Origin of the sequence: uncultured Brevundimonas sp., assembly GCF_963974615.1 — a bacterium.
Lineage (GTDB): Bacteria > Pseudomonadota > Alphaproteobacteria > Caulobacterales > Caulobacteraceae > Brevundimonas.
The window spans coordinates 112,053-136,032 of record NZ_CAXBDH010000006.1; the positions used below are offsets into that span (position 1 = coordinate 112,053).

General features: G+C 63.3%; 19 protein-coding genes and 2 pseudogenes. 7 read left to right on the forward strand and 14 right to left on the reverse strand.

Annotated features, from left to right (window positions below):
• Positions 1-55: 55 nt before the first annotated feature.
• The 3 genes from AAC050_RS05650 to AAC050_RS05660 form a co-directional block, all read right to left on the reverse strand.
• Positions 56-2,248, reverse strand: coding sequence for a prolyl oligopeptidase family serine peptidase (locus tag AAC050_RS05650; RefSeq protein ID WP_339914087.1), 2,193 nt, complete (start codon positions 2,246-2,248; stop codon positions 56-58).
• A gap of 12 nt (positions 2,249-2,260) precedes the next feature.
• Positions 2,261-4,447, reverse strand: a complete 2,187-nt coding sequence (locus AAC050_RS05655; protein WP_339914088.1) for a prolyl oligopeptidase family serine peptidase — start codon at positions 4,445-4,447, stop codon at positions 2,261-2,263.
• A 96-nt stretch (positions 4,448-4,543) separates the two neighbouring features.
• Positions 4,544-5,344, reverse strand: a complete 801-nt coding sequence (locus AAC050_RS05660; protein ID WP_339914089.1) for a potassium channel family protein — start codon at positions 5,342-5,344, stop codon at positions 4,544-4,546.
• A gap of 83 nt (positions 5,345-5,427) precedes the next feature.
• Here AAC050_RS05660 and dapF point away from each other — a divergent pair, with 83 nt between their 5' ends.
• Both dapF and AAC050_RS05670 read left to right on the forward strand, forming a co-directional pair.
• Complete coding sequence (gene dapF / locus AAC050_RS05665) at positions 5,428-6,285, forward strand: diaminopimelate epimerase (protein ID WP_339914090.1); 858 nt, start codon at positions 5,428-5,430, stop codon at positions 6,283-6,285.
• An 83-nt stretch (positions 6,286-6,368) separates the two neighbouring features.
• Entirely contained in the window at positions 6,369-8,648 is a 2,280-nt protein-coding gene (locus tag AAC050_RS05670; protein WP_339914091.1) for an NADP-dependent malic enzyme, read from the forward strand.
• Between the two features lie 4 nt (positions 8,649-8,652).
• Here the strand turns inward: AAC050_RS05670 and AAC050_RS05675 are convergent, their stop codons facing one another.
• The 5 genes and pseudogenes from AAC050_RS05675 to AAC050_RS05695 all read right to left on the reverse strand — a co-directional run bounded on the left by AAC050_RS05675 (position 8,653) and on the right by AAC050_RS05695 (position 14,499).
• Entirely contained in the window at positions 8,653-10,398 is a 1,746-nt protein-coding gene (locus AAC050_RS05675; RefSeq protein ID WP_339914092.1) for an MFS transporter, read from the reverse strand.
• Between the two features lie 37 nt (positions 10,399-10,435).
• Positions 10,436-11,983 carry a response regulator gene (locus AAC050_RS05680; RefSeq protein WP_339914093.1) on the reverse strand — a complete coding sequence of 516 codons (1,548 nt, stop codon included), beginning with the start codon at positions 11,981-11,983 and terminating at the stop codon, positions 10,436-10,438.
• A 52-nt stretch (positions 11,984-12,035) separates the two neighbouring features.
• Positions 12,036-12,704, reverse strand: a pseudogene (locus AAC050_RS05685) (ATP-binding protein); the annotation flags it as partial.
• Positions 12,705-13,357: 653 nt separating this feature from the next.
• Positions 13,358-14,134 (reverse strand): hypothetical protein, encoded by a 777-nt coding sequence (locus AAC050_RS05690; RefSeq protein WP_339914094.1) that lies wholly within the window; start codon positions 14,132-14,134, stop codon positions 13,358-13,360.
• A gap of 101 nt (positions 14,135-14,235) precedes the next feature.
• Positions 14,236-14,499, reverse strand: a complete 264-nt coding sequence (locus AAC050_RS05695; protein ID WP_339914095.1) for a DUF3892 domain-containing protein — start codon at positions 14,497-14,499, stop codon at positions 14,236-14,238.
• Positions 14,500-15,327: 828 nt separating this feature from the next.
• On the opposite strand from AAC050_RS05695, the gene AAC050_RS05700 reads away from it, so the two are divergent.
• A complete protein-coding gene (locus AAC050_RS05700) occupies positions 15,328-15,912 on the forward strand; it encodes a hypothetical protein (protein WP_339914096.1) in 585 nt (194 codons plus the stop codon).
• On the opposite strand, the gene AAC050_RS05705 is transcribed toward AAC050_RS05700, so the two are convergent.
• Positions 15,839-16,897, reverse strand: a complete 1,059-nt coding sequence (locus tag AAC050_RS05705) for an IS1595 family transposase (protein ID WP_339914097.1) — start codon at positions 16,895-16,897, stop codon at positions 15,839-15,841. The two genes, AAC050_RS05700 and AAC050_RS05705, sit on opposite strands and share 74 nt — an antisense overlap.
• A gap of 109 nt (positions 16,898-17,006) precedes the next feature.
• On the opposite strand from AAC050_RS05705, the gene AAC050_RS05710 reads away from it, so the two are divergent.
• Positions 17,007-17,339, forward strand: a complete 333-nt coding sequence (locus tag AAC050_RS05710; RefSeq protein ID WP_339914098.1) for a DUF6471 domain-containing protein — start codon at positions 17,007-17,009, stop codon at positions 17,337-17,339.
• A 13-nt stretch (positions 17,340-17,352) separates the two neighbouring features.
• Here AAC050_RS05710 and AAC050_RS05715 read toward each other — a convergent pair whose 3' ends face one another.
• On the reverse strand, positions 17,353-19,530 hold the full coding sequence (locus AAC050_RS05715; RefSeq protein WP_339914099.1) for a DUF87 domain-containing protein: 2,178 nt from the start codon (positions 19,528-19,530) through the stop codon (positions 17,353-17,355).
• Between the two features lie 213 nt (positions 19,531-19,743).
• On the opposite strand from AAC050_RS05715, the gene AAC050_RS05720 reads away from it, so the two are divergent.
• Complete coding sequence (locus AAC050_RS05720; RefSeq protein ID WP_339914100.1) at positions 19,744-20,070, forward strand: hypothetical protein; 327 nt, start codon at positions 19,744-19,746, stop codon at positions 20,068-20,070.
• A gap of 357 nt (positions 20,071-20,427) precedes the next feature.
• Positions 20,428-20,571: a hypothetical protein gene (locus AAC050_RS05725; protein WP_339914101.1), complete on the forward strand. Its 144-nt coding sequence runs from the start codon at positions 20,428-20,430 to the stop codon at positions 20,569-20,571.
• 611 nt (positions 20,572-21,182) lie between these two features.
• Here the strand turns inward: AAC050_RS05725 and AAC050_RS05730 are convergent.
• Positions 21,183-21,395, reverse strand: a complete 213-nt coding sequence (locus AAC050_RS05730) for a helix-turn-helix transcriptional regulator (protein WP_339914102.1) — start codon at positions 21,393-21,395, stop codon at positions 21,183-21,185.
• Between the two features lie 83 nt (positions 21,396-21,478).
• Here AAC050_RS05730 and AAC050_RS05735 point away from each other — a divergent pair, with 83 nt between their 5' ends.
• On the forward strand, positions 21,479-21,844 hold the full coding sequence (locus AAC050_RS05735; protein ID WP_339914103.1) for a hypothetical protein: 366 nt from the start codon (positions 21,479-21,481) through the stop codon (positions 21,842-21,844).
• 337 nt (positions 21,845-22,181) lie between these two features.
• Here the strand turns inward: AAC050_RS05735 and AAC050_RS05740 are convergent, their stop codons facing one another.
• From AAC050_RS05740 to AAC050_RS05750, 3 genes and pseudogenes are all read right to left on the reverse strand, one after another.
• Complete coding sequence (locus tag AAC050_RS05740; RefSeq protein ID WP_339914104.1) at positions 22,182-22,613, reverse strand: hypothetical protein; 432 nt, start codon at positions 22,611-22,613, stop codon at positions 22,182-22,184.
• Positions 22,614-22,683: 70 nt separating this feature from the next.
• Positions 22,684-23,601: pseudogene (locus AAC050_RS05745) on the reverse strand (ATP-binding protein); the annotation flags it as partial.
• A 50-nt stretch (positions 23,602-23,651) separates the two neighbouring features.
• Positions 23,652-23,972 (reverse strand): hypothetical protein, encoded by a 321-nt coding sequence (locus AAC050_RS05750; protein ID WP_339914105.1) that lies wholly within the window; start codon positions 23,970-23,972, stop codon positions 23,652-23,654.
• Between the last annotated feature and the right edge of the window lie 8 nt (positions 23,973-23,980).

Sequence of the window (23,980 nt, forward strand, 5' to 3'; positions counted from 1 at the left end):
CTTAACCACCCCCCGGCCATCACCGCCGCTCATTTTAACGTGAGGAGACGTGAGCTCAGTCCATCAACTGCTGGGCCAGATAGACATAGTGGCGGGCCCAGCGCCGGGCATTGGCCACCGGATCGGCGTCGTTGGAGTGCCCGCCCGAGGTTTCCTCATAATAGAGGTGGTCATGGCCCTGATCGCCCAGCCGTGCCGCGAATTTGCGTGCATGGCCCGGGTGGACCCGGTCATCGCGGGTATTGGTGGTGATGTAGACCCTCGGATAGGCGACCTCGGAGCGCAGCTGCTGATAGGCCGAATAGCGGGCGATCCAGGCGGCCTCCTCGGGAATGCGGGGATCGCCATACTCCCCGATCCACGAGGCCCCGGCCGGCAGCTCGTGATAGCGCAGCATGTCGATCAGTGGGCTCTCGATCACCGCCGCATTGATCAGCTCCGGATGCTGGGTGACCGTCACCGAGGTCAGGACCCCGCCGTTCGAGCGGCCATAGATGCCCAGACGCCGCGGCGAGGTGATGCCGCGTGTTTCCAGGTCGCGGGCCACGGCGGCGAAATCATCAAAGGCCAGCTGGCGGTTCTCGTTCAGCACCGCCTGGTGCCAGTCGGGCCCGAACTCGCCACCCCCCCGAATGTTGGCGTTGACATAGACCCCGCCCTTCTCGAGCCACAGCTTGCCCATTTCCGGGATGTAGGCCGGCGGCTTGGACACCTGGAACCCGCCATAGCCGTACATGATCGTCGGCGCGTGGCCGTCCATAACCAGATCCTTCGGCCGGACGACGAAATAGGGGATCTTCGTGCCATCCGAAGAGGTGGCCTCGAACTGTTCGACGACATGGGTCGAGGCGTCGAAGCGAGCGGGGGCGGTGGCGACCGGCTCGGCGCGACCGGCGGTTCCGACGCGCAGGTCCAGAAGGTTCAGGGTCGCCGGTGTCAGGAAACCCTCATAGCTGTAGAATTGGCGATCCGACCCCCGACCGGCATCGCCCAGATGCACCGCGACATTGTCCGGAACCTCCAGGTCGGCTTTCAGCCAGCCCCGGCCCCGTGTGTCGAGAAAGCGCATCATCCGTCCACGGACGTTGTCATAAACGGTGGCGACGATCCGGTTATCGAAAACCGATACCTCCTCGACCGACTGGCGATTGCCGGGGACAAAGACGGCATCTGCGCGGCCCTGACCGTCACGTAACCCCGCCAGGGATGCGGCCAGCAGGCTGCCGGCGCTGAACGTTTCACCCGCCTGGGTCCACGGCTGTTCGACGCTGAAGATCAACTGGTCGCGAACTGCGCCATGCACGCTGACTTTCGAAGGCAGGCTCAATTTGACCGCGCGGCCGTCCAGCCACTGAAGGGTTTCGCTGCTGAAGGTGTCGAGCGGCCGGTTGAACAGCACCGCCAGGATCGCACCCCGGCCGTCGCGCAGGACGCTGGCACTGACGCCATAGCCGCCGTCGCCGATGTCGCCGCGATAGACCTCGGTGGCCTGGGCCAGGGTCTGGCCGCGCTTCAGGGTCTTGATGATGAAGGGGTAGCCGCTCTCGGTCAGGGTGCCGGGTCCGAAATCAGTGGCGACCAGAAGGGTGTCCCGGTCCAGCCAGCTGAGGCGGTGCTTGCCCTCGGGCAGGACGAAACCATTGTCGACGAAGCGTTTGGTCGTCAGGTCGAATTCCCGCACCACAACGGCGTCCTTGCCGCCATCGGACAGATTGACCAGGCAGCGGGTCTCGTCAGGGGCCAGACAGTTGGCCCCCTTGAACACCCAGTCCTTGCCCTCGGCCGTCGACAGGGCCCCGATGTCGAGCAGGATCTCCCACTGCGTGTCGGCAGAGCGGTAGGACTCAAGCGACGTGCGCCGCCACACCCCCTTGGGATTGGCCGCGTCCTGCCAGAAGTTTCCGATGCCGTCGCCGAGGAAGCTGGGCCCCGGAATCCGGTCGGTGGCCGACAGGATGGCAAAGGCCTCCTGACGGTAGGTCTCATAGCGCCGGTCCCCGGTCAGGGCCGCCAGCGACGCCGCATTCTCACGGGCGACAAAGGCCATGGCCGCGTCGCCATGCACCTGTTCCAGATCCAGATGATCGTCGGCCGCGGCCACCCCGGCCGGGCTGAGGTCGGCGGGGAAATGCGGCGGCGGCGCGCGCTCGGCCATGACCGTCGGCGGTGCGACACCGTCGCCCGGCATCGTGGCGCAGGCCCCCAGCAGCAGAGCCGGAATCGCGGCGGACAGGATCAGTCGTTTCATCTCAAACTCCATTCATTCCGGCGCAGGGATCTGCGTATCCATCAGCCGCCGCGTCAGATAGGTGTATTCCAGCGCGATGCGCCGGGCCGTCTCGCGCAGGTTGGCCCCGGCCGCGTGACCGCCGTCGGTGTTCTCGTAGAACAGCACCGGATAGCCCAATTCCTCAAGCCGCGCCGCCGCCTTGCGGGCGTGGCCGGGATGGACCCGGTCATCCTTGGTCGAGGTATGGATAAAGACCTCTGGATAGGGCTGACCCGCGCGCAGGTTCTGATAGGGCGAATAGGCCTGGATCCAGGCCCGCTCCGCCGGAATGTCGGGATTGCCGTATTCGCCCTGCCACGAGGCCCCGGCCAGCAGCTTGTTGAAGCGCAGCATGTCGAACAGGGGCACCTGGATGACGGCGGCGTTGATCAGATCGGGCCGCTGGGTCAGCATTGCCCCCATGAACAGCCCACCCTGGGACCCGCCCATGATGCCCAGTTTCGGCTGACTGGTGATGTCGCGCGCGATCAGGTCCAGGGCCACGGCCTGAAAGTCCTCATGCGCCCGCTGGCGGTTCTCCTGCAGGGCTGCGTCGTGCCAGTTCGGCCCGAACTCGCCGCCACCGCGGGTGTTGGCGATGACATAGACGCCGCCGCGCTCCAGCCACAGCTTGCCGACCGTGGCCGAATAGCCGGGCAGCAGTGAATTCTGGAACCCGCCGTAGCCGTACAGCAGGGTCGGGTTGGAGCCGTCGGTGGCCATGGCGTCACGATGAACCACGAAATAGGGGATCATGGTCCCATCGGCCGAGCGCGCCTCGAACTGGTCGACGGTCATACCGGTGGCGTCGAATTTGGCCGGCAGGGTCTTGACCTGATCGACCGCGCCCGTGGCCGCGTCGGCCAGCCACAGGCTGGACGGGTTCAGATAGCCGGCGACGCTGACGAACAGCCGGTCGTCGATCTCCGAGGCCGAGCCGACCCCGACGGTGACGTTCTGCGGCAGGTCCAGACGGGTGCGGGCCCAGTCGCCGTTCGCATTGGGTTCATAGACATAGACCCCGCCGCGCACGTTTTCGAACAGGGCCACGACCAGCCGGTTTCGGGTAGCGGTCATGCCCTCAATGGCCTCGCGCGGTCCCGGGCGGATGATCAGCCGCGCCGGCGTCGCCGGATCGGCCAGCCAGGCGTCGAGGGTCCAGGCCAGAACGTCACCGCTCTTGAACGTCTGGCCCGAGGGGGCGGTCCAGTCCTGTTTGGTGGTGATGACCAGCTGGCCCTGCACCAGGGCCTCGATGTCCGACTTGGCCGGAAGCTCCAGCTTCGTCGTGGTGCCGTCGGCATTCAGCCGCCAGGTCTCGCCCTCATAGAAGCTGATTCCGCGGTTGATCAGGGTCGCCTGTGCCACCCCGTCGGCGTCACGCAGCGTATAGCCGGACACCGAGACATCGTCCGGCTGGCCGGTGAAGACGGTCTCGGCCCGATCCAGCGTCTGGCCGCGCCGCAGCCGTTTGACGATCATCGGATAGCCCGAACTGGTCAGGCTGCCCGGACCGAAGTCGCGCGACACCAGCAGGGTGTCGGCGTCGATCCAGCTGGCCCCGCCCTTGGACTCCGGCAGAACAAAGCCGTCGGTCACAAAGGTCCGGCTGGTCCGGTCGAACTCACGGATGGTGACCGCGTCCTTGCCGCCGTCGGACAGGGACACCAGACAGCGGGTCTCCCCGGGCGGCAGGCAGGTCGCCCCCTTGTAGACCCAGTTCTTGCCCTCGGCCGCTGACAGGGTATCGAAATCGAGGATGGTCTCCCACACCGGCGCGGCACTGCGATAGCTGTCCAGACTGGTGGTGCGCCACAGGCCGCGCACATGCTCAGCGTCCTGCCAGAAATTATCGATCGAGCCGGCGTGATTGAACCCGGGGTTGGGGATGCGGTCGCGCGACTGGACGATCTCCAGTGCCTGCTGATGCAGGGGCTCATAGCGCGGGTCGCCCTGCAGCACACCGAGGGACCGGGTGTTGTGTTCATTGACCCAGGCCATGGCCCGGTCGCCGTCGACCTCTTCCAGCCACAGATAGGGATCGGTGGCATCCGAGGTGGCGAAGGCTCCCTCGGCGAGGGGCGGATTGGGCGGGGAAGCAGGGGTCTGGGCCATGGCACCTGTCGCGAGGGCAGTGGAAGCAAGAAGGATGGCGAGCGAGGCGGATGGACGGATCATGCTGGCGTTCCCGACGATGAGATGGCGGCACCTTAACCGTCGGTCACCGCCCGGCAAGGCGAGTGGCCGCTTCCTTACGGTTTTGTCACCTGCGCCTCAGTGGCCCGGATCGGGAATACAGATCGCCTCGCCACAGGCCTTACAATGAACGGCATCGGGATCGTGCCGCTGCAGTCCGCAGGTCGGACAGGGAAAATGGACCTTGTGTGGCATCAGCAGGGTCTGGCCCAGCCGCACGAACAGGGTGACCCCGACCAGCATGATGACGATCGACACCAGCCGTCCCCAATTGCCCGGCAGCAGGATGTCGCCATAGCCGGTCGTGGTCAGGCTGGTGACGGTGAAATACAGGGCGTCGACATAGCCGGTGATGCCCTCATAGCGGCCCATGAAACTGGTGTAGACGAAGCCGGTGGCCACAAACACGAAGGTGATCAGGGCGACCACCGCCTTGGTTGAATCCTCGACCCGGGTGTCGTCATAGCGACGGCCGACCGTGCGCCAGAAGAAGTCCGAATTGATCAGGGTCCACAGCCGCAGCACCCGCAGGAAGCCGAGATTGAACAGCCAGGCCGGAAACAACAGGGTCGCCAGCACGAACAGGTCGACCCAGACGATCGGTTTCTTCAGCCAGGCCCGGATATCCGAAAAGGCCCAGGCCCGCGCCGCCAGATCGGCGGCCAGCACGGCGGCGATGACATAGTCGATGATGTAGAAAACCCGTGCGTCGCTCTTCAGCACCGGGGCCGCGACGAAGAAGCCGACGATCAGCACATCGAGCACCAGCACCGCCAGCCGGAACCGCACCGCCGTCTCGGACGAGCCATGATACAGGGCCCGGACCCGTGCGCGCAGGCGCAGGCCTTCGGGTTTGTCGACGTCGTCGGAGCGGCTCATGGGGCAGCGATACCGTGCTTTGTCCGATCCGGAAACCGCGACGGCTTCGCCGCGGGATGTTCAGGGTCTATAGGCTCGGGTTGATGACTCACCCCTTCGTCAAGATGAATGGTGCCGGCAACGACTTCATCGTGGTCAATGCGCTCGAGTCCCCGTTCGCCCCGACGGCCGATCAGGTCCGCGCCATCGCCGATCGCGACGCCGGTCAGGGCTGCGATCAGCTGATCGTCATCGAGCCCCCAGGACCGGAGGTGCCCACGGCCGACGCCTTCATGCGAGTGTGGAACGCCGACGGCGGTGCGGTCGAGACCTGCGGCAACGCCCTGCGCTGCGTCGGCTGGCTGCTGATGCAGTCGACGGGCCGGGACCGGATCGCCATCGACACCCTCGGCGGCCCGACCACAGCGACCCGGGCCGGGGACCTTCAGGTGACGGTCGATATGGGTGCGCCAAGGCTGGACTGGCGCGAAATTCCGCTGGAGGAGGAGATGGACACTCGCGGCATCGAGCTGCAGGTCGGCCCCATCGACGCCCCCCTGCTGCACACCCCCGGGGCGGTCTCGATGGGCAATCCGCATGTGGTTTTTTTCACGGATCGTCATGACGACACCTTCGTCCGCGGCTCCGGCTCGATGATCGAACATCATCCGCTGTTCCCCGAAGGGGTCAATGTCGGCTTCGCCAATGTCCTGGCTCCCGATCGCATCCGCCTGCGGGTGTGGGAGCGCGGGGCCGGCCTGACCCGGGCCTGCGGCACCGGAGCCTGCGCCGCCCTCGTCGCCAGCGCCCGTCGCGGCCTGACCGGCCGCAGGGCGGTGATCGAGGTCGACGGCGGCGAGCTGCTCGTCGACTGGGACGAGACCACCGGCCATGTGCTGATGACCGGACCCGTCGAGATCGAACGCACCGGCACCCTGACCCTCCAGGGTGCCCCTGGGTAAGGAATGGTGCCGAACCGCGGTTGTGGCCCTCCGCCGCGCGCTCTAGGAACAGATGAAGTCCCCCAAGACTGCGAAAGACGCCGATGCCCGACCTGACCGACAAACAGACCTTCTCCGATGAAGACGCGCTGGAATTCCACCGCGCGCCGACCCCGGGCAAGATCTCCATGGCCCCGACCAAGCCAATGGCGACCCAGCGCGACCTGTCGCTGGCCTATTCGCCCGGCGTGGCCGTGCCGGTCCTGGCCATCGCCGAGGATCCCGACAAGGCCTATGACTATACGTCCAAGGGCAATCTGGTCGCCGTCATCTCCAACGGCACCGCCATCCTCGGCCTCGGCAACCTCGGCCATATGGCCTCCAAGCCGGTGATGGAGGGCAAGGCGGTCCTGTTCAAACGCTTCGCCGACGTCGACAGCTTCGACGTCGAGGTCAAGACCACTGACCCGGACGAATTCATCACCGTGGTCAAGAACATCGGTGACACCTGGGGCGGCATCAATCTCGAGGATATCAAGTCCCCCGAATGCTTCGTGATCGAGAGCCAGCTGCAGGACCTGCTCGACATTCCGGTCTTTCACGACGACCAGCACGGCACCGCCATCATCTCGACCGCCGGCCTGATCAACGCCTGTCATATCACCGGCAAGAAGCTGGAGGACATCAAGGTGGTCCTGGCCGGTGCCGGTGCCGCGGGCCTGAGCTCGATCGGCCTGATGAAGGCCGTTGGCGTCCGGGCCGAGAACACGACCATCGTCGACCGCGACGGCGTCGTCTACAAGGGCCGCGCCAACGTCGACCAGTGGAAGGCCGCCCACGCCACCGACACGCCGCACCGTACCCTGGCTGAGGCCATGGTCGGGGCCGATGTCGTGCTCGGCCTGTCGGCCAAGGGTGCGATCACCAAGGAAATGGTGGCCTCGATGGCCCCCAATCCGATCATCTTCGCCATGGCCAACCCGGACCCCGAGATCACCCCCGAAGACGTGGCCTCGGTGCGCTCCGACGCCATCATGGCCACCGGCCGGTCGGACTATGTCAACCAGGTCAACAACGTCCTCGGCTTCCCCTACATCTTCCGCGGGGCCCTCGACGTGCGCGCCCGCCGGGTCAATCACGAGATGAAGGTCGCCTGCGCCCAGGCCCTGGCCCAGCTGGCGCGCGAGGACGTGCCCGACGAGGTCGCCGTCGCCTATCGCGGCCGCAAGCTCAAATTCGGCCCCGACTACATCATCCCCTCGCCGTTCGACCCGCGCCTGATCTGGTACATCCCGCCCTTCGTCGCCCAGGCGGCGATGGACACGGGCGTGGCGCGCAAGCCGATCGAGGATATGGACGCCTATCGCATCCAGCTGCGCCAACGCGTCGATCCGTCGGCAGCCCTGATGCAGAAAATCGCCTCGGCGGTGCGCGCGGCCCCGAACAAGCGGATCGTCTTCGCCGAGGGCGAGGAAACTACGGTCATCCGTGCCGCCTGGGCCTTCAAACAGGCCGAGCTGGGCACCCCCATCCTGTTGGGTCGCGAGGACCTGATCCGTCAGAACGCCACCGAGGCCGGACTCAATTTCGACGACCTGGGCATCGAGATCGTCAACGCCCGCATCTCCGACAGGAACATCGACTACACTGACTTCCTCTATGGCAAGCTGCAGCGTCGCGGCTATCTGCGGCGCGACGTGCAGCGGATGATCAACCAGGACCGCAACTATTTCGCTGCCGCCATGCTGGCGCGCGGTGACGCCGATGCGGTGATCACCGGCACGACCCGCAATTTCAACATGGTGCTGAAGGAGGTCCGGCGCGTCCTCGACGTCACCTCAAGCCTGATCGGCCTGTCGGTTGTGCTGGCCAAGGGGCGGACCCTGTTCGTCGCTGACACCTCGATCCACGAGTTACCGGACGCGGCCGAACTGGCCGAGATCGCCATCCAGGCCGCAGCTACCGTGCGCCGCATGGGACGCAGTCCGCGCGTCGCCTTCCTGTCCTACTCCACCTTCGGTGACCCTCCGGGCGACCGCGGCGAGATGATCCGCGAGGCCATCCGCATCCTCGACCAGCGCGGCGTCGACTTCGAATATGAGGGCGAGATGCCGGCGGAACTGGCGCTCGATCCCGAAGCCCGCTCGTCCTATCCTTTCATGCGCCTGTCGCGCGACGCCAACATTCTGGTCATGCCCGGCATCCACTCGGCCTCGATTTCCACCCGGCTGGTCCAGGCGCTGGGCGGGGCGACCGTGATCGGCCCGTTGCTGGTCGGGCTCGAGAAGTCGGTACAGATCGTCTCACTCGGGGCCTCGGTCAGCGAAATGATCAACGCCGCCACCTTCGCCGCCTATGAGGAAGGCCTGCCCCACGAGGGGTGACGGGTCAGGACGGGCGGGGTTCGCCGGCTTCGACCCCCGCCTGTTCCGCCTGACGGGCCTGAAGCTCGGTCTGCTTTCGGGCCACGATGAAGGCCAGTACCACTGCGAAGATCCCGATGAAGGTCGAATACAGGAAGAAGACCATATAGCCCGCGCCCAGGGCCGCGGGCGTGACGCCGCTCGTCGCCGCGCCCTCGACGAGGGAGCCGGCAGGAAGGTTGGCGAACATACCCTTCAACGGCGCGAAGAGCCCCCCGGTCTCGGCCGCCCGCGCCGACCCCTCGACGACCCGGCCGGACTGGGAAGCGATCAGTTTTCCGGGCAGGCCATACAGCGAACTGAACAGGGCATACTGGGTCGCGGTAAAGCCCAGGGACGTCAGGCTGGACATGTAGGCGATCAGGGCCGTCCCGGCGAAGCCCGTCGCGGCATTATCGATGCCGATGGCGATGAACAGCGCGCCCAGATCCGGTCCCTGCACGGCCAGCCAGGCAAAGACGAGATTCGACACCGGACTCATGAAGGCCCCGATGACCATGGTCCGGATCAACCCCAGCTTGGCGACCGCCCAGCCGGCGATGAACACGCCGAAGGTGGTGGCGAAGACGCCGAAGACCTTACGCACCTCGGCGACCTCGACCTTCTCGAACCCCAGATCGAGATAGAAGGGGTTCATGATGTTGAGCACGAAGTCAGACAGGCGATAGACGCAGATCAGCGCCAGGATCAGCGTCGCGACCCCCGCGAACCGGCCATAGAAGTCCTTCAGCGGGTCCCCGAAAGACCCGGCGAGATAGGCCCCGGGCCGGGTCGGGACACGCGGGATCGGCCAACAGGCGAAGACCAGCAGTGCCAGACCGCCGAAGGTCGCGGCCACCTGGATGTAGACGCCCTCGGGTTTGGCGACCCAGACAGCCTTCAAGGTGTCCCCGTCCGCAGGCGACAGGCCGACCAGCTGCAGGCCACTGGCCAGCATGTCGGCTCCGCCGGTCAGACCGGAGCCGATGATCAGGGCCGCGATCACGATGATCAACAGGCGCACGACCCATTCCAGAATTTCGAGCGGTGGCCGGGACGGAATGTCTCCGACCGGGATGGGCCGGATCGCGTGGGCTTTTTCGCGCGGGGCGAATACGGCAGCGGCGATACCGATGCCCATCAAGGCCGCCATCACCGCATAGGAGACATTCCAATTGTAGACCTCGGCCAGGACCAGGGGCAGGGCCCCGGCCAGAATCTGGGCGAACCGGTAGCCCAGCTGGTACGCGGCGGCCATGGCCCCGTGGCGTGTGTCGTCAGCGACCTCAATCCGCCAGGCGTCGATAACGATGTCCTGGGTCGCCCCGAACACGCCAGTCAACACGGCGAACAGGGCCACAGTAGCCAGCGAACCGGACGGGTTCTGGCCCGAGATCGACCACAGGCCGAACATGACCATCACCTGGGTCACCACCATCCAGGACCGACGATGTCCCAGCCATTTGGTCAGGATCGGAATCGTCGTCCGGTCGATCAGCGGGGCCCAGATGAATTTCAGGGTGTAACTGAGGGTCGCCAGGCCGAAGAAGCCGATGATGGACAACGACAGTCCGTCCTCGCGCAACCAGGCGGACAGAGTGTCGAAAATCAGCAGATAGGGCAGCCCAGCCGAAAAGCCGAGCAACAGCATGATGAAGACGCGACGCTCGGCGTAGACCGCAAGGCCTCCGAGGCGGCCTGCAGGTTTGTCAGGCGTGGCGTTGTCGGTCATCGGCGCTGGCGTCTCTCGCTTCGGACGCCCGCGGCGTCTATTCGCCGGCGACCTTGGCGTGGACCGGGCGGTTCGTCCAGCGGGCGAGTGAGCGACGCAGGGCGTCCGGCTCCAGCGGCTTGGTCAGATGATCGTTCATCCCGGCCTCGAGGCAGGCCCGGCGATCCTCGGCGAAGACGTTGGCGGTCAGGGCCACGATCGGGGTCGTATCCCCCCGGGCCCGGATGGCGCGCGCCGCCGTGGGACCGTCCATGCCCGGCATGCGCATATCCATAAAGACGATGTCGTAGCGCGCCCGGGTCAGGGCCGCGACGGCCTCGTCACCGCTCGCCGCTGTCTCGACCGTACATCCCTCGCGTCGCAACAGGGTCGCCGCCAGCAGGGCTCCGACCGGATTGTCCTCGACCAGCAGCACGCGCATGCCGGCGAAGCGGATGGTCGCCACCCGATCGTCATCGGCAGACGGGGGGGGCGGCAGGCCCGGCTTCGGCGCGGTCCCGGCAGCGGCCACGGCCAGCACCCGTTCGGCCAGCGAGGCCCGCCGGAGAGGCTTGATCAGATAGCCGTGGAATCCGGCCGACCGGTAGCGGGCGATCAGATCCCGCTCCGACGGCTTCAGCAGCACGATGCCACGGCCCTTGGTGGGCCGCGCGACCAGACCGCCGCTGCCGGCGGCCATGGCGTGATCGACCAGGGTGACCGGCGCGGTGGTCTTGACCTTGCCGCCCGAGGCCTCGATCTGCTCTGTCGCCGCGGCCCGGACCAGGGCGTCGGGAGACTGCACGGCCACGGTATGGCGAGCCAGCGGCTGACCCCGCTCGACCGATACGGCGACCGGGTCAAAACTGGCCTCAAAACGGAAGCGCGAACCGGGACCGGCCGGGCGGTCGGACACGGTCACCTTGCCGTTCATGGCGTCGGCGAGACGTTTGACCACGGCCAGCCCCAGACCCGCCCCGCCGAAGCGGGTCGCGTCCGAAGCGTCGACATGGCCGAACTCCTCAAAGATACGGGCCCGCGCCTCGTCGGGAATGCCCGGCCCGGTGTCGTCGACGATGAAGGCCAGGCGCGGCCGGTTGCCGGCGCGGGCTACCCGTTCGACGGCGATGCGAACACCGCCGGTCTCGGTGAATTTCACGGCATTGCCGGCCAGGTTGAACAGCACCTGCCGCAACCGACCCTCGTCGCCCAGAACATCCGGCACGTCGGCGGCGACAGACCAGACCAGCTCCAGACCCTTTTCATGAGCGCGCGGGCTCAGCAGTTCGGCGACGCTGCGCACCAGGGATTCAATGTCGACCGAAGCGGAATCGAACTCCAGCCTGCCGGCCTCCAGCCGGGCGTAGTCGAGCAGGTCGTTGACCAGTCCCAGCAGGTGTTCGGCCGACTGTCGCGCCGCGTCGGCATAGGCGCGCTGGGCTCCGTCCAGCCGCGTCCGGGTCAGCAGACCCAGCATTCCGATGACCCCGTTCAACGGGGTCCGCATCTCATGGCTCATCAATCGCAGGAACTGATGCTCCGCGCCGTCCGCCTGGGACAGCGACGCCCCGATTCCCGCTGCGATGTTCTTCGCCCGTCGTGTCATGTCTGATCCGGTCTCCCGGGAGCACCATAGGCCCCCAAGGGTTAAAGACGGCTCAAGGCGAAAGCGCCGTCATGCCGACCCCGGGCCGGGTCGGGACCGGGCCGTCGAAACGGGTCCCCACAGTCGCGCGACGGTGCACCAGGGCCTCGGCCACATGACGGCGCACCACCCCGTCTGCCCCCTCCAGATCGGCAATGGTCCGCGCCAGCCGCAGCGTCCGCACCCAGCCGCGCGCCGTCAGCCCCCCGGCCTCGCCGACCCGCATCAGCAGGGCCCGGCCCGGGGCGTCGGGGGTCGCGAACCGGTCGAGGGTCTCGCCCGAGGCCCGGGCGTTCTGACCCTGATCGGGGGACAGGTCCGCCGCGCGCGCCCGTTCCGCCTGCAGCGCCCGCGCCACCGCCACCCGCGCCGCCGCCTCGGCCGTGCCCTCGGCCGGAGGCGGCAAGGCCATGTCGGCGGCGGTCACCGGCGGGGTCTCGACCGTCAGGTCGATGCGGTCGAACATCGGGCCGGAGATACGGTTCTGGTAGTCGCGCTGGCAGCGCGGGGCCTTGCCGCAGGCCCCGCGCCCACCACCATCAAGGCCACAGCGGCACGGGTTCATCGCCGCGATCAGCTGGAACCGGGCCGGATAGCGGATATGGGCATTGGCCCGGGCCACGACGATCTCGCCGGTCTCCAGCGGCGCGCGCAGGGAATCGAGGGCCTGGGCGCTGTATTCCGCCATTATGGAGCAAACACACCTAGGGGCGAGCTACCTGCGCGGCCGGCGGGCTTGAAGCGGAGGAGTCAGTGGCGTTCGACGTGGCCGAGCTCGCATCAAAAGGTAGGTCACCAAGGCAGTTACAAGCGCAGTTAAAAGACTGACGACCGCCCCGCCGAAAAACAGGAGCCAAGTTTGCCGACGATCCTCCTGTTTAGAACGTTTTTCGGAGAGCGCCCTCACGGAAATCTTGGCAGCGGCAAGGCGAGGGGAGCAACTGACTTCGCAGACACCCTCGATTGCCGCCACCACGGTGATTAGTTGAGTTGAATCTGCGTCAATCAGTCGATTTGTTATCACCCATCTGCTGAATTCTTCTAGAGATTCAGAAGCAGGCCTCATCGCAACGTCGTCAAGAAAATGGCCTCCGTATGTGCGCTGACAGCATGGAGGCATGACTATTGGGGGGGCTGGTGCGGAGCCTGAAACTGCAATCACACTCGAAAGCGTTAGGATCAGTATCTTGCTCCGCAAAAGGGTTGAGGCGCTAGGACACGGTGCTTTGCATTTATGGATATCAAGACGCCTATGCATCGCGAAACCTGTTTCATCCGTTGCGCTTCATGGAGTGAAGCCTACCGACAGCGCTATTCACGTATTTAGAAGCTGCGTCATACTTCCTTCGGGGGCTCGCCCATTTCAGGTTTAAAGGCCTTGGGATTCTCATCGTGTCTGATCTTCTCATTGATGTAAAAACCGTCATCTTTAAGAAGTTTTTTGACATATGCCTCCCATAGGCCGCCAACAATTATTGCGCCGATGAGACCGACAAAAAGTAAAACAAACAATATAACGGGCAACCACCCATCTATAAACTCAAAAGATGCTGATTCGTGTGAATATATCGAGTAACGATCTCGATCTCGAATGTATTTTATTAGAAAAACGCCGTCTTCATTAAATATGCGAAGATTAGATAGAAGATGAAGAGAGTCCATGTCGTGGAAGCTCCACATGTAGATGTCCAGCGAGCCACCAGCAGGAATATTGGGTAGGCGGACCTCTTCGACATCATTGAAAAATGATCTATCATCACCATCCCCTTCACCATTAACTATCAGTATATCGGATTGGCGATTTCCGGTTTGAAGCCGTGCATCGGCAATATCCGAGACGCCCCTGTTCCGAATATTTATCCGTGCGAAATGGCGTTCGCCGGGCTTGACCACGTATTCGACCTGATGGGGTTCGATTGCTCTTAGCGCGAGCAGTCTGTGAGGATCGCTTTCCCGACTTGAAGGGTATGGCTGCCAAAACCCGATGTAGACGTCAGCAATAACGCTCTGAGGTGCGAAGGCCTCTTTGATGCGGTCTTCATTCGCGACGATCAAGGCACCCGAGAGGGCTGCCAATAGCGCGGTCCAGATGCTTCCCCAAAACCACTTCATATCATCGCCATGCGTTCTGCTGAGATTCAGCGAGGGACATCGTAAGGGGAAATCGGAAACCATGACAACGAACGCCGTTCGTCGTTATGGCTCCAAATGGCTCAGCAATCGGGAAGGTCGTCCAGGTTGTTCTTGGTCGTCTGGTCACGATCCGTCCGGAGATATTTCCCCTTCGTGGAGTCGTTGACGACCCTGATCTCAGTCCGTCCGTCCGTCCAAGGAACGTGGTAGGTGTGGACGCCGTTCTCGATGTCGTGGATCGCATCCGCTTTGGAACGCGGCGACCAAGCATCGCCTTCGTTGCAGAGGCGGGTAATATCCCCCTGCGAGTTCTTGCCCGTTTTACGCACAGCACGATCAGCCATAGTCATATTCCATCTGTTGGAGATGACCCGGTCGCGGAGCGACCGGGTCGGAAAAGTTCAGCTACCAGCGACCCGGTCGAGGACCGGGAGAGCCCGGCGGCCCGCTCGGAAAGGACGGTCGTTGGGGCGGCTGAGGAACTGAGGGACGGCCTGGCGGCGGTCCGCTCGGACGGGATGGACGTTGGGGAGTCATGTGAGTTTCTTTCGAACGAACGGCGTTCGCAACTCTGACCTGTCGTGCAGGTTGATTCGGTAAGGCTTCTGATTCTACCTTGTCCGAATCATTGAGAGCGCAAGCCTTGATGGTGAAAAGAGGGGAGGGTCGGGTTTCCTCGGCGACCAACTTTGGAACCGACCTCTCCTCTCAGTCTCCCTACCCTCAGCCGCATCACGCCAGCTTAGGCAGGCCGTCTTTGCGCGCTACTTCTTGCGCGGTTCCGACACCGTGCCCTTCGGGTTACGGACGGCTGTTCTCGTCGTCACGTATTTGCCCGAGGAGGCAGAACGGTGCGGACCCTTGGGCGGCGATTTGCCGGTCATCCCAATCTCCTACAGTTCGGTTACGTGGCCCTGCCCCACGCTGGCACTCATCATCGTGGTCTGCCAAAACCGATTCCACAAGCCCATGTTGTGGGTAACTCCACAAAAAACGCATCATGTGGTGGACAGCGCGACCGAACGGTCCGATTCTAAACCTGAATGGGCCGATTTGGGCACCCTTAACAAGTGTGATGTTCGAGCTTTGTTCGCGGCGAACGCAACTTATCAGCGTTCTGTTAGGGCTATCGGCTGACGGGTGGTTAGTCGCTCGTTGCATAGATTGGAGGCATGAAAGCCACTCCAATCACCCCCCGCGACCGCACCGGCCGCCACACCGACCAATCCTTCATCAACGCCCTCAACCGGCGCTACGCCCTGATCAAGGGTCGCTATGAGACGATCGAACAAGAATGCGAAACGGTCACCGGTGGTGCCGCCGCATTGATCGAGGCGCAAGATCGAGTTGAGAGCGAGAAGGTCTTGATGAAGCGGACGCTGGACGCCATCGAGACGCTGGCTCGATCCATCGATCCTGACTGGCGGGCCGGTCGCATTAGCGCCATTGCACCCAGGCGGCGGGACGGTAGCACCGGCAAGATCACCCGTTCCGCAGCCAATATTCTACGGAAAGCCAATCGGCCTATGACCGTCCGTGAACTGGCGCGCGCCGCGTGTGAGGCTCACGGTTTTGACCTCGAAGAACGGAACGTCGCCCGCTTCGACAACGCTATCCACACATCGTTCTCGCGTAAGGTCGGAAGGCAGCTTGGCGTAATCCAGGGGCCTCCGAAGCGCTATTTCATCCTGGAAGCAACATCCGAGGCCGCGCGCCAAGATCGTCGCCTGCGCGGCGCTGCCAGTAGCCCTTCATAGACCTGGAGACCGGGGCATTCGCGGTAGCCCGCAGGACGGCCGCAAACTGCTGACCGTTGCTCACCCGGCGGAAATCCTCCCGCCAACCAATCTCGTCGGCGTACCCTTGGAGATACCGGCCAGACATACGGTGATAGACACCGCGCTCTGCTCGTCGGACGCGGCTGTTGAAGCTCTCGCACCAGTTCGTATGGACCGTGTGACCATCCTTGACCTCGACGTAGCGCTTCTTGTGCGTGACCTGCTTGACCAGGCGATGGAAGTGGAGTGACGCCCAACCTGATCCTTCGTCCGCATGGATGGTCGCGTGCTCATCCGTGACGGCCAAGATGAATGCGACGGCGTCCTTTTCCTGATCGCAAACCATGCTCAGCGTTCGACCGCCACGGCGACGCTCGCGGACGGAGACAAGGACCTTCCGTTTGGCCCGTGCCGTCAGGACATCCTGCCACTCTTCGGGAGAGTAGTCCTTAGGATTGAGCTTCCGTCGGTCCTTACGGGCCTCCGTTGGGTTTCGGGGCTTGATGTGACCACCGACCCAGACGCCGTCGATCTCCACAATGCCCGTCAACTTGTCGGCGGTGCGCATCGAGCCCATCGCCTCTCGCAGCTTATGGGCCATCGCGAAGGCCGTCTTGTAGGAGACGTTGAGATCGCGCCCGATCCGCAGCGCTGCGCAGCCATCGACCCCGTCTACAAAGATCATGATGGCCGCGAGGATGTCGCGAAACGACAGCTTCCGGCTGGCGAACAGCGTGCCCGAGGTCAGCGAAAACTGGCGCTCACAGCCTTTGCACTTGAACAGCCGGCGGCTGGAGATTTCGTAGATCGCGTCGACGCCGCAGTGGGGGCAGAACGGCTCTCCTCCGTTTTCCGCAAAGCGGACCGCCCGGAACGCGGCACGCGCCTCGTCCTCGCTCATACGAGCGACCTGGACGACGCTTAGCGTCCGCGCTTTGGCGCTGAGGAGAAAGTGCTGCTTCAATCGGCCTTCCGTGCAAACGTATCGAATACGATGACATATGCAGCGCGATGGGCGACGTTGTCAATGGCAAATGCATCACATATGATGATGTTTGCAGCGGAGGTGATGCTTGAGACGGTTGGCGCATGTGCATGTGACGGACCCGGTTGTGGTCGAGGGTGTGGACTGGTCGCGCTACGCCAGCGGCCTCATCAAGTCGTCATTGAAGCGGCGAGACTTGACCTATGCCGATCTTGTCGAGGCATTGGCCCGCCAGGGTGTGAAAGAGTCCGAGCCGAACCTGCGGAACAAACTGAGTCGGGGATCCTTCACAGCGGCATTTCTTCTCCAATGTCTTGCTGCCATTGGGATTAGCTACATCGACATTTCGGACGTGTTTGTGCCGGCCGAGGTGGTGGGCAACTTCCCGAAGGTTCCTCGGCTGGACGAAGCAGAGGAGTGACGGAAGGTGAAACTCAGTCCTCGGCCACGGCGGCAGGTTCACCCGCTGATGGCACCGTCAATGGAACGGTGTCGAGCCCTCGGCTCGCCAGCAGTTTCGCTTCATCAAACTGTCGGCGCACAATCAGAGGCCGCTCGCTTCGAACCGCCTTGCCATAAGCGATAAATTCCAAGAAGCGGAGGTTTGGGATCACCTTCACGTGGTCCTGACTGTAGACATTCGCGAGATAGCCGAGGCTCGTCTGATCAACGAGCGAATGGGTGAAATAGGTGTTGCACTGGCTCAGGATAGTTTTGCTGACTAGGGCCGTGCGCTGGGAGACGATCAGCAAGCCGACGCCGTATTTTCGGCCTTGTAGGGCGATCTGGCCTATACGCCCCACCACCCACTGAGTGTCGTTGTCGAACCCTGAGCCTGCGGTCTCGGGAATGATGGTGTGCGCTTCCTCCAAAACGATCAGGGTTCGCCGCTTCTTTCGATTCGCTCTCGCCCAACCCATGATTTCGGACAGGAATAGTTCCGTCGTCCGCAGGGTCGCACGCGTGTTCGTTACTTCGGCCAATTCGAACAGACCAAGCCACTCGGTGTCGCTCTCCAAGAACTCGGCAACGTGGGTCGTCACACGGGTTCTGACGCCGTCGATGAAGGTCTTCAACGCCTTCTTTTCTGCCTTTGCGCCGAACTCGCCGGTCTCGACATCGAACAGGAGTTTGTCGAGATCGACGGTTTCCTTTCGGGTGAGTCCCATCGCCTTTGGGGCCAGGTCGCCCAATCGCTTGCGATATTCGCCCGTCAGATCGACACAGAAGACTTTCGTCTTCTGGGCAACGGCCACGCGGATGACGTCGAGTGCGAGTTCCGTCTTACCGGTGCCGGTGACCCCTAAGATTGCGGAGTGATACTCCACGAGGTCGGGCAGGTGGGCCTTCAGCGCGATGTTGGTGGAGGGGATCGTGCCGATGACGAATTCTCCAGTCTTGAGTTGGGCGGAGACATCCAAATCTCCGGCCAACTTAAAGACCGGGTTGTTCATCGGCGGAAGCCAGGGGAATTTCTTGAAGCCCTCCAACGGATCGACCGTTCCCAATTGTGCGGCGTGGACAATATGAGTCCCGCGAGGGTTCTGCTTGAAGCTTTCCTCCGCTGTCTGGGCGTCCAGAATCTGGTAGAAGACTCGGCCGTTCGGCAGGTTGCAGAAGACCACCATGCCTTCCTCTAGCCCGCGCTCGCGTGCCACTTCGAAGCGGATCGACGAGATGTTCGAGCCCTCCACTACGAATCCGACCATCTCGACAGCTTCATCTCCTCCGACCAGTTCTCCGATCAAACGCGGAAGGGTTTCCTCGTCCGTGCACTCATACACTTCCCCGGTCTCGGTCTGATCAACCTCAAGCGAGGCATCGCCGAAGCAGATGCCAGTGGCGACAAGTTCGTTCTCCTGCACTTGGGTGAACAACGGCAGCACGTAGGTGATGCGTCCGCCCGGTAGCGTCGCAATATGAGCGCGATCCTCTTCCCATGGCGTCTGGCTGGTGAGCGTCACCCTGACGATATTGGGGTGGTCGACACGTTGAACGAGACCGACGAGCGGCAGAACCGATTTATTCTGGACGAAGCCGGTCAGCTTCAACACGACCTGCAACAGCACTTCGATCGGTTTCAGGAGCGCGAACCCAAACCACAGGGCAAGCAACAGCGCGATCTTGGTAGGGTCCGAGTAGAAGCCAAAAATGCTGATGAACGCCGTGGCACCAAACAGCAGTTCGCCTCGGGCCAGTAAACTCGCGATGCTGAAGAACAGCGCCCTCCATCGCTCTAAGCGACCGCCCTTTTCGAGAGCGCCCGCCAGCCCAGCTACCACGGCAACCAGAATGCCATAGGCGACGATGATTGATGTCGCCGGCACGACAACGTGCTGGAGGTTCGTCGCGGTCGAGAGGTCGAGTGTGAACAGGGCAAGCAGCACCCCTAACGCCGCGCCTAGCGCATCGCGGGGAGGGCGATACCAGGGCGCAGAGATCAGCCCCAAGCCCCAAAGGCCTAGGGCCGAAAGAAGCCAGAGCGTTTCTCCGCCTCCGGTCAGATACCAGTGGCCGGTAACCCACACATAGGCTCCGTAGAAGATAGCGCTGTTGAGCGCGAACGCTGCGAAGCGCCACTTCTGCCTCAGAAATCCTGATGTCGTAGACACGGCCACCCTCCCCGGGGAACGGCATCGTGCACCAGACTCGAGGATGGATGCCAGAACAACCTCTTGTAGATCAGCCGTCCTTGCCCAACGAGCGCTGGCAACGGGCGTTTCCGCAAGTCGGGCAGCTACCTGACGGTGTCATGGGGCCACATCGCGTTAGTAACCGAAGGGTAGGGAGTCGGCGGTCAAGGTGCGCCCAAAGGAGCCGCGTAGATGAAGCCGATCCCCAGCAGCTACCACAATGAGTGGCACCCTGTTGACGCTCCGGACGATTGGTTTTCCGACGGGAAGGAATACCGCTTTGGTCCCGCTATCCGGGATTTGGCGGAGGTTGAGTTTGTGAAGCAGTCAGATGGCGTCCTAACCGTTCATTTGAAGGTGCCACGAGCCGATCGAGTGACGTTTGATATGCCGATCAACCCAAAGGGGCGTCAGGCACTTTCCATTATGCTTTCTTGGGACGAAGAGACCGCGTCTTGTTCCGTGAACGGTGAGAGGGAAAGGCGACCCTTCTCCAACGCCTCGGCAACTTCTTCATAGGTCAGAAGCCGCCCATTTTCCCAGATTTTTACGTCACTAGGGCCGCAGATTACGACCTCCGGCGGAGTCTCGTTCGACATCGCTTCTCGCTTGTGGGGCCGAGAAATCCGTCTCGTATCGGCGACCAGATATGGGTCGAAAACTGGTAGCTTGAGCGATTTACGGCCAAGCCGTGAGGCTAACTTATACCCTATCACAGAACGGTGAATTGTCAAGATCGACACTTCTCGAAGCTCGCTAAGTCACCACCGAACTTTCCCCGGCACCGGTAGAGAGGTTCGAGCCCCTCGTCTCGTATACGTTGCATTGCGGCTTCGGCTGAGCCACGTTGATGGTTCTATGGGTTGGAGAGGTCTGATGGCCAAAAAGCCTTTGAACGAACACACGAGCAAGAAGGTCGCTTCAAAGGCGTCCAAGCTGCTTCGAACCTCAAAGTCTAAAGCGGTTAAAAGCGTTGCCGCATCGGCGCTCACACAGGCGCGGGGGCGCAAGAAGAAGTAGCGTCTGGATATAGACCGAAACCACCCACCGTTAGAAAATTCGAGGGGAAGACGGTCTTGGAGGGGGCATGGCAAAGAACGAAGGGGCAGGTTGCGGCGGACTAATCCTCCTTGGATTCATAATCTTCGCCATCGGCCGCTGCTCTGGTGGCGCGGAAGACAAGGCAACCGCGTCGCTAATTGACGGCTACGCCCCTGCTGCGTCCGACCGTCAGCGCACCCTCTATCATCGCTACGTCCAGCCTTCGTCGCTCAACTGCCGAGTCTCCCCTTCAACTAGGGCAGAGCGAGTGGAGTCGATCGGCCGCGCCTCCTACGTCGGGATCATCGAAACGCGCGATGGGTGGTCGTTCCTAGATCGTCCGACAGACTGCTGGGTGTCCAACTCCCATTTAGCGTCGAGCCCACCACCAGCGGAGATTAGGCCATTGTATAGCGGTGGAGGCTCAGGCGGCGGGCAGCGCAGCAATGCCTCCTCTACGCGACGGCGCGGAGGAGCGTTCGCAAACTGCTCTGCGGCCAGGGCCGCTGGCGCTGCGCCTGTATACGCTGGCGACCCCGGATACGGCCGGCACCTAGATCGTGACGGGGATGGAATCGGCTGCGAATGACTCAGGCTGACGCCTTCAGCAGATCAAGCGCATTCACCTTCAACACGATCGCAATCCGCTCGACCACATCCAGCGTCGGGTTTCGCTGACCCCGCTCGATCTGCCCGACGTAGGTGTATGCCAGCCCGACATCATGAGCCAACGCCTCCAGGGTCACCCCCTGCTCGCGTCGCACCCGTCTGACGTTCTGACCGAAAACCTGCGCCAACTGCATGGGCGCACGGGCAAGGGAATCTTCACTTCCGACCAGTCACTATAGTGATCAATCAATCTGGAGGTCCCGCCGTGACGAACCAAATGAACGCCGTCGCCATCATCATCACGCTCGCCATTGCATCACCCGTTGCGGCCCAAACGCCGTCGATGTCTGCACAGGCAAAGGCTGCGGTGGTGGAATCTCTCCGTGATCCCGACTCCGCGCGATTCCGCAGCGTCCGATACAGCCGTCGACCGAATGGTCAGACGATCTACTGCGGCGAGGTGAATGCCCGCAACGCGATGGGCGGCTACACCGGCTATGTCCGCTTCATTTCGTCGATCGCGCCTAATGGCACCGTGACGGCCGAGATCGCGAGCGAGCGGAACGTGGCGGGTTCCATGATCGTCAACTCGGTGTGGGGGCAGGTATGCGACGCGCCGGGCGTTACGCCGGTGACCTTCTAGGTCATTGGAGGATCGTCAGCCCTAGAAGGCCGATCAGGATCAGGCCGACGACGACGCACAAGGCACGCAGCAGAAGGTCCTTTAGGTCAGGACCCGGCCCCCATTCCTCCCAGGGCCGGCCGTCGTTCTTGATCCATTCGTGCCGTAACCGCCGCAGCCACTTCATCCTCTCGCCCCCGTCGGCGCCAATGGTCAGTCATGATCAACGTCCTCATGACCGAACTGGCTTCCGGTGCCTGGGCGACGATACTGCCATCGCAGAGCCCGATAAAGCCGGGACCCTCTCTGGCCTCGGTGACATGGTAGAGGCGCGGCCCGCGCCAGAACTGAAGCGTTCTCATCGGGCCAACTCCCACCCCTGATAGAGGCCGGGCAAAGGGACGACTCGAACCGTGCCGTCCGCCTTCAGCTTGGTCAGACAAGCACCGACTCGTTTGCGCATCGTGACGAGCGTGGCGTCGTTGGGCTTCAGCCCACGAAGGCGCACTTGTTCATAGACGATGTCCAATGAGGTGATCGGCCGTTCGGCTTCGCGCAGCATACGAGCGACAAGACGGACAACCTCGCCCTTTTTGGCGCGGTGTTGGGTGGGATAGCGGACGACACGGTCGGCACGAACTTCCGGCTCAAAAAGCCGAATAGCGCCGTCGATATGATCCAGATCACTGATGATCAGGCGCTCGTCAGCGCGGACACGCTTAAGGAGCTTCGCGAGTTCGGCCCGCTTCGAAAGCAGGCCTGCGACGGTGTTAGGGCGTTCGTTTTCCATGCGGAAGAACGTAATGGGAACAACCAATTAGTCACTATAGTGCTTGGTGTGTTTGCTCCATAATGGCGCTGTATTCCGGCAGCTCGTCGAGGAACAGGACGCCATTGTGGGCCAGCGAGGCCTCGCCCGGCCGGGCCTTGAGCCCGCCGCCGGTCAGGGCCGCCATACTGGCCGAATGGTGCGGACTGCGGAACGGCCGGTCGCGGGTCAGGGCCCCGCGTTCGATCAGGCCGGCCACCGACCAGACCATCGAGGTCTCGAGAAGTTCGGCCGGCGTCAGCGGCGGCAGCAGGCCCGGCAACCTCTGGGCCAGCATCGACTTGCCCGAGCCCGGCGGGCCGATGAACAGCAGATTGTGCCCCCCGGCGGCGGCGATCTCCAGCGAGCGTTTGGCGCTCTCCTGACCCTTGACCTCGCGCAGGTCGGGCACGACCCCGCCGGCGCGCACCGGGCCCGGCTCGGGCGGGCGCAGCACCTGGCTGCCCTTGAAGTGGTTGATCAGTCCGATCAGCGAACGGGGGGCCAGGATGGCGACGTCCCCGGCCCAGGCGGCCTCGGGTCCATTGGCCTCGGGACAGATCAGCCCAAGCCCCATGGCCGAGGCCGCCACCGCCGCCGGCAGGGCCCCGCCGACCGGGGCAATCTGCCCGTCCAGGCCCAGTTCGCCGATGGCGGCCCAGCCGTCGAGCGCGTCGGGGATGATCACCCCCATGGCGGCCATCAGCACCAGGCCGATGGCCAGATCGAAATGACTGCCTTCCTTGGGCAGGTCGGCCGGAGCCAGGTTGGCGATGATCCGCATGGGCGGCAGGCCCAGGCCGATGCCGGCAAAGGCCCCGCGCACCCGCTCGCGGCTTTCGGCCACCGCCTTGTCCGGCAGGCCGACGATGGTGAAGCTGGGCTGGGCCGCGCCGACCAGCTGCACCTGCACATCCACCCGGCGCGCCTCGACCCCGTCGAAGGCCACCGTCACCACGCGAGCGACCATCGCTCCCTCCCGTTATGCGGGAAAGAACAAATCACGAACTCAAAAGATGTTCAAGTCCCACCCGGTCCGGAATGACGTCGAATGATTTCCCGGGCCTGCAAAAAATCCGCCGTCGCCAGAAGCATCAGGGCGCAGACAACTGTTATCGGAATCAACAGCGACACCCCGGAAAAGACCGGCACAATCGCAGACAGCACCAGTCCCCCCGCCGAAATGACAACCCTACGCCTGTTCCAGATATTAAATTCTTCAAATACCCGGGCCATCCCGGCCCCATAGAACATGGACGCCCTCCAGATATTTTGGCTCGGAACGAAAAAGAATACTGCGTAAATCGCTGTAATAAGCGCCAGATACTTGAACCAATCCACGGATCACC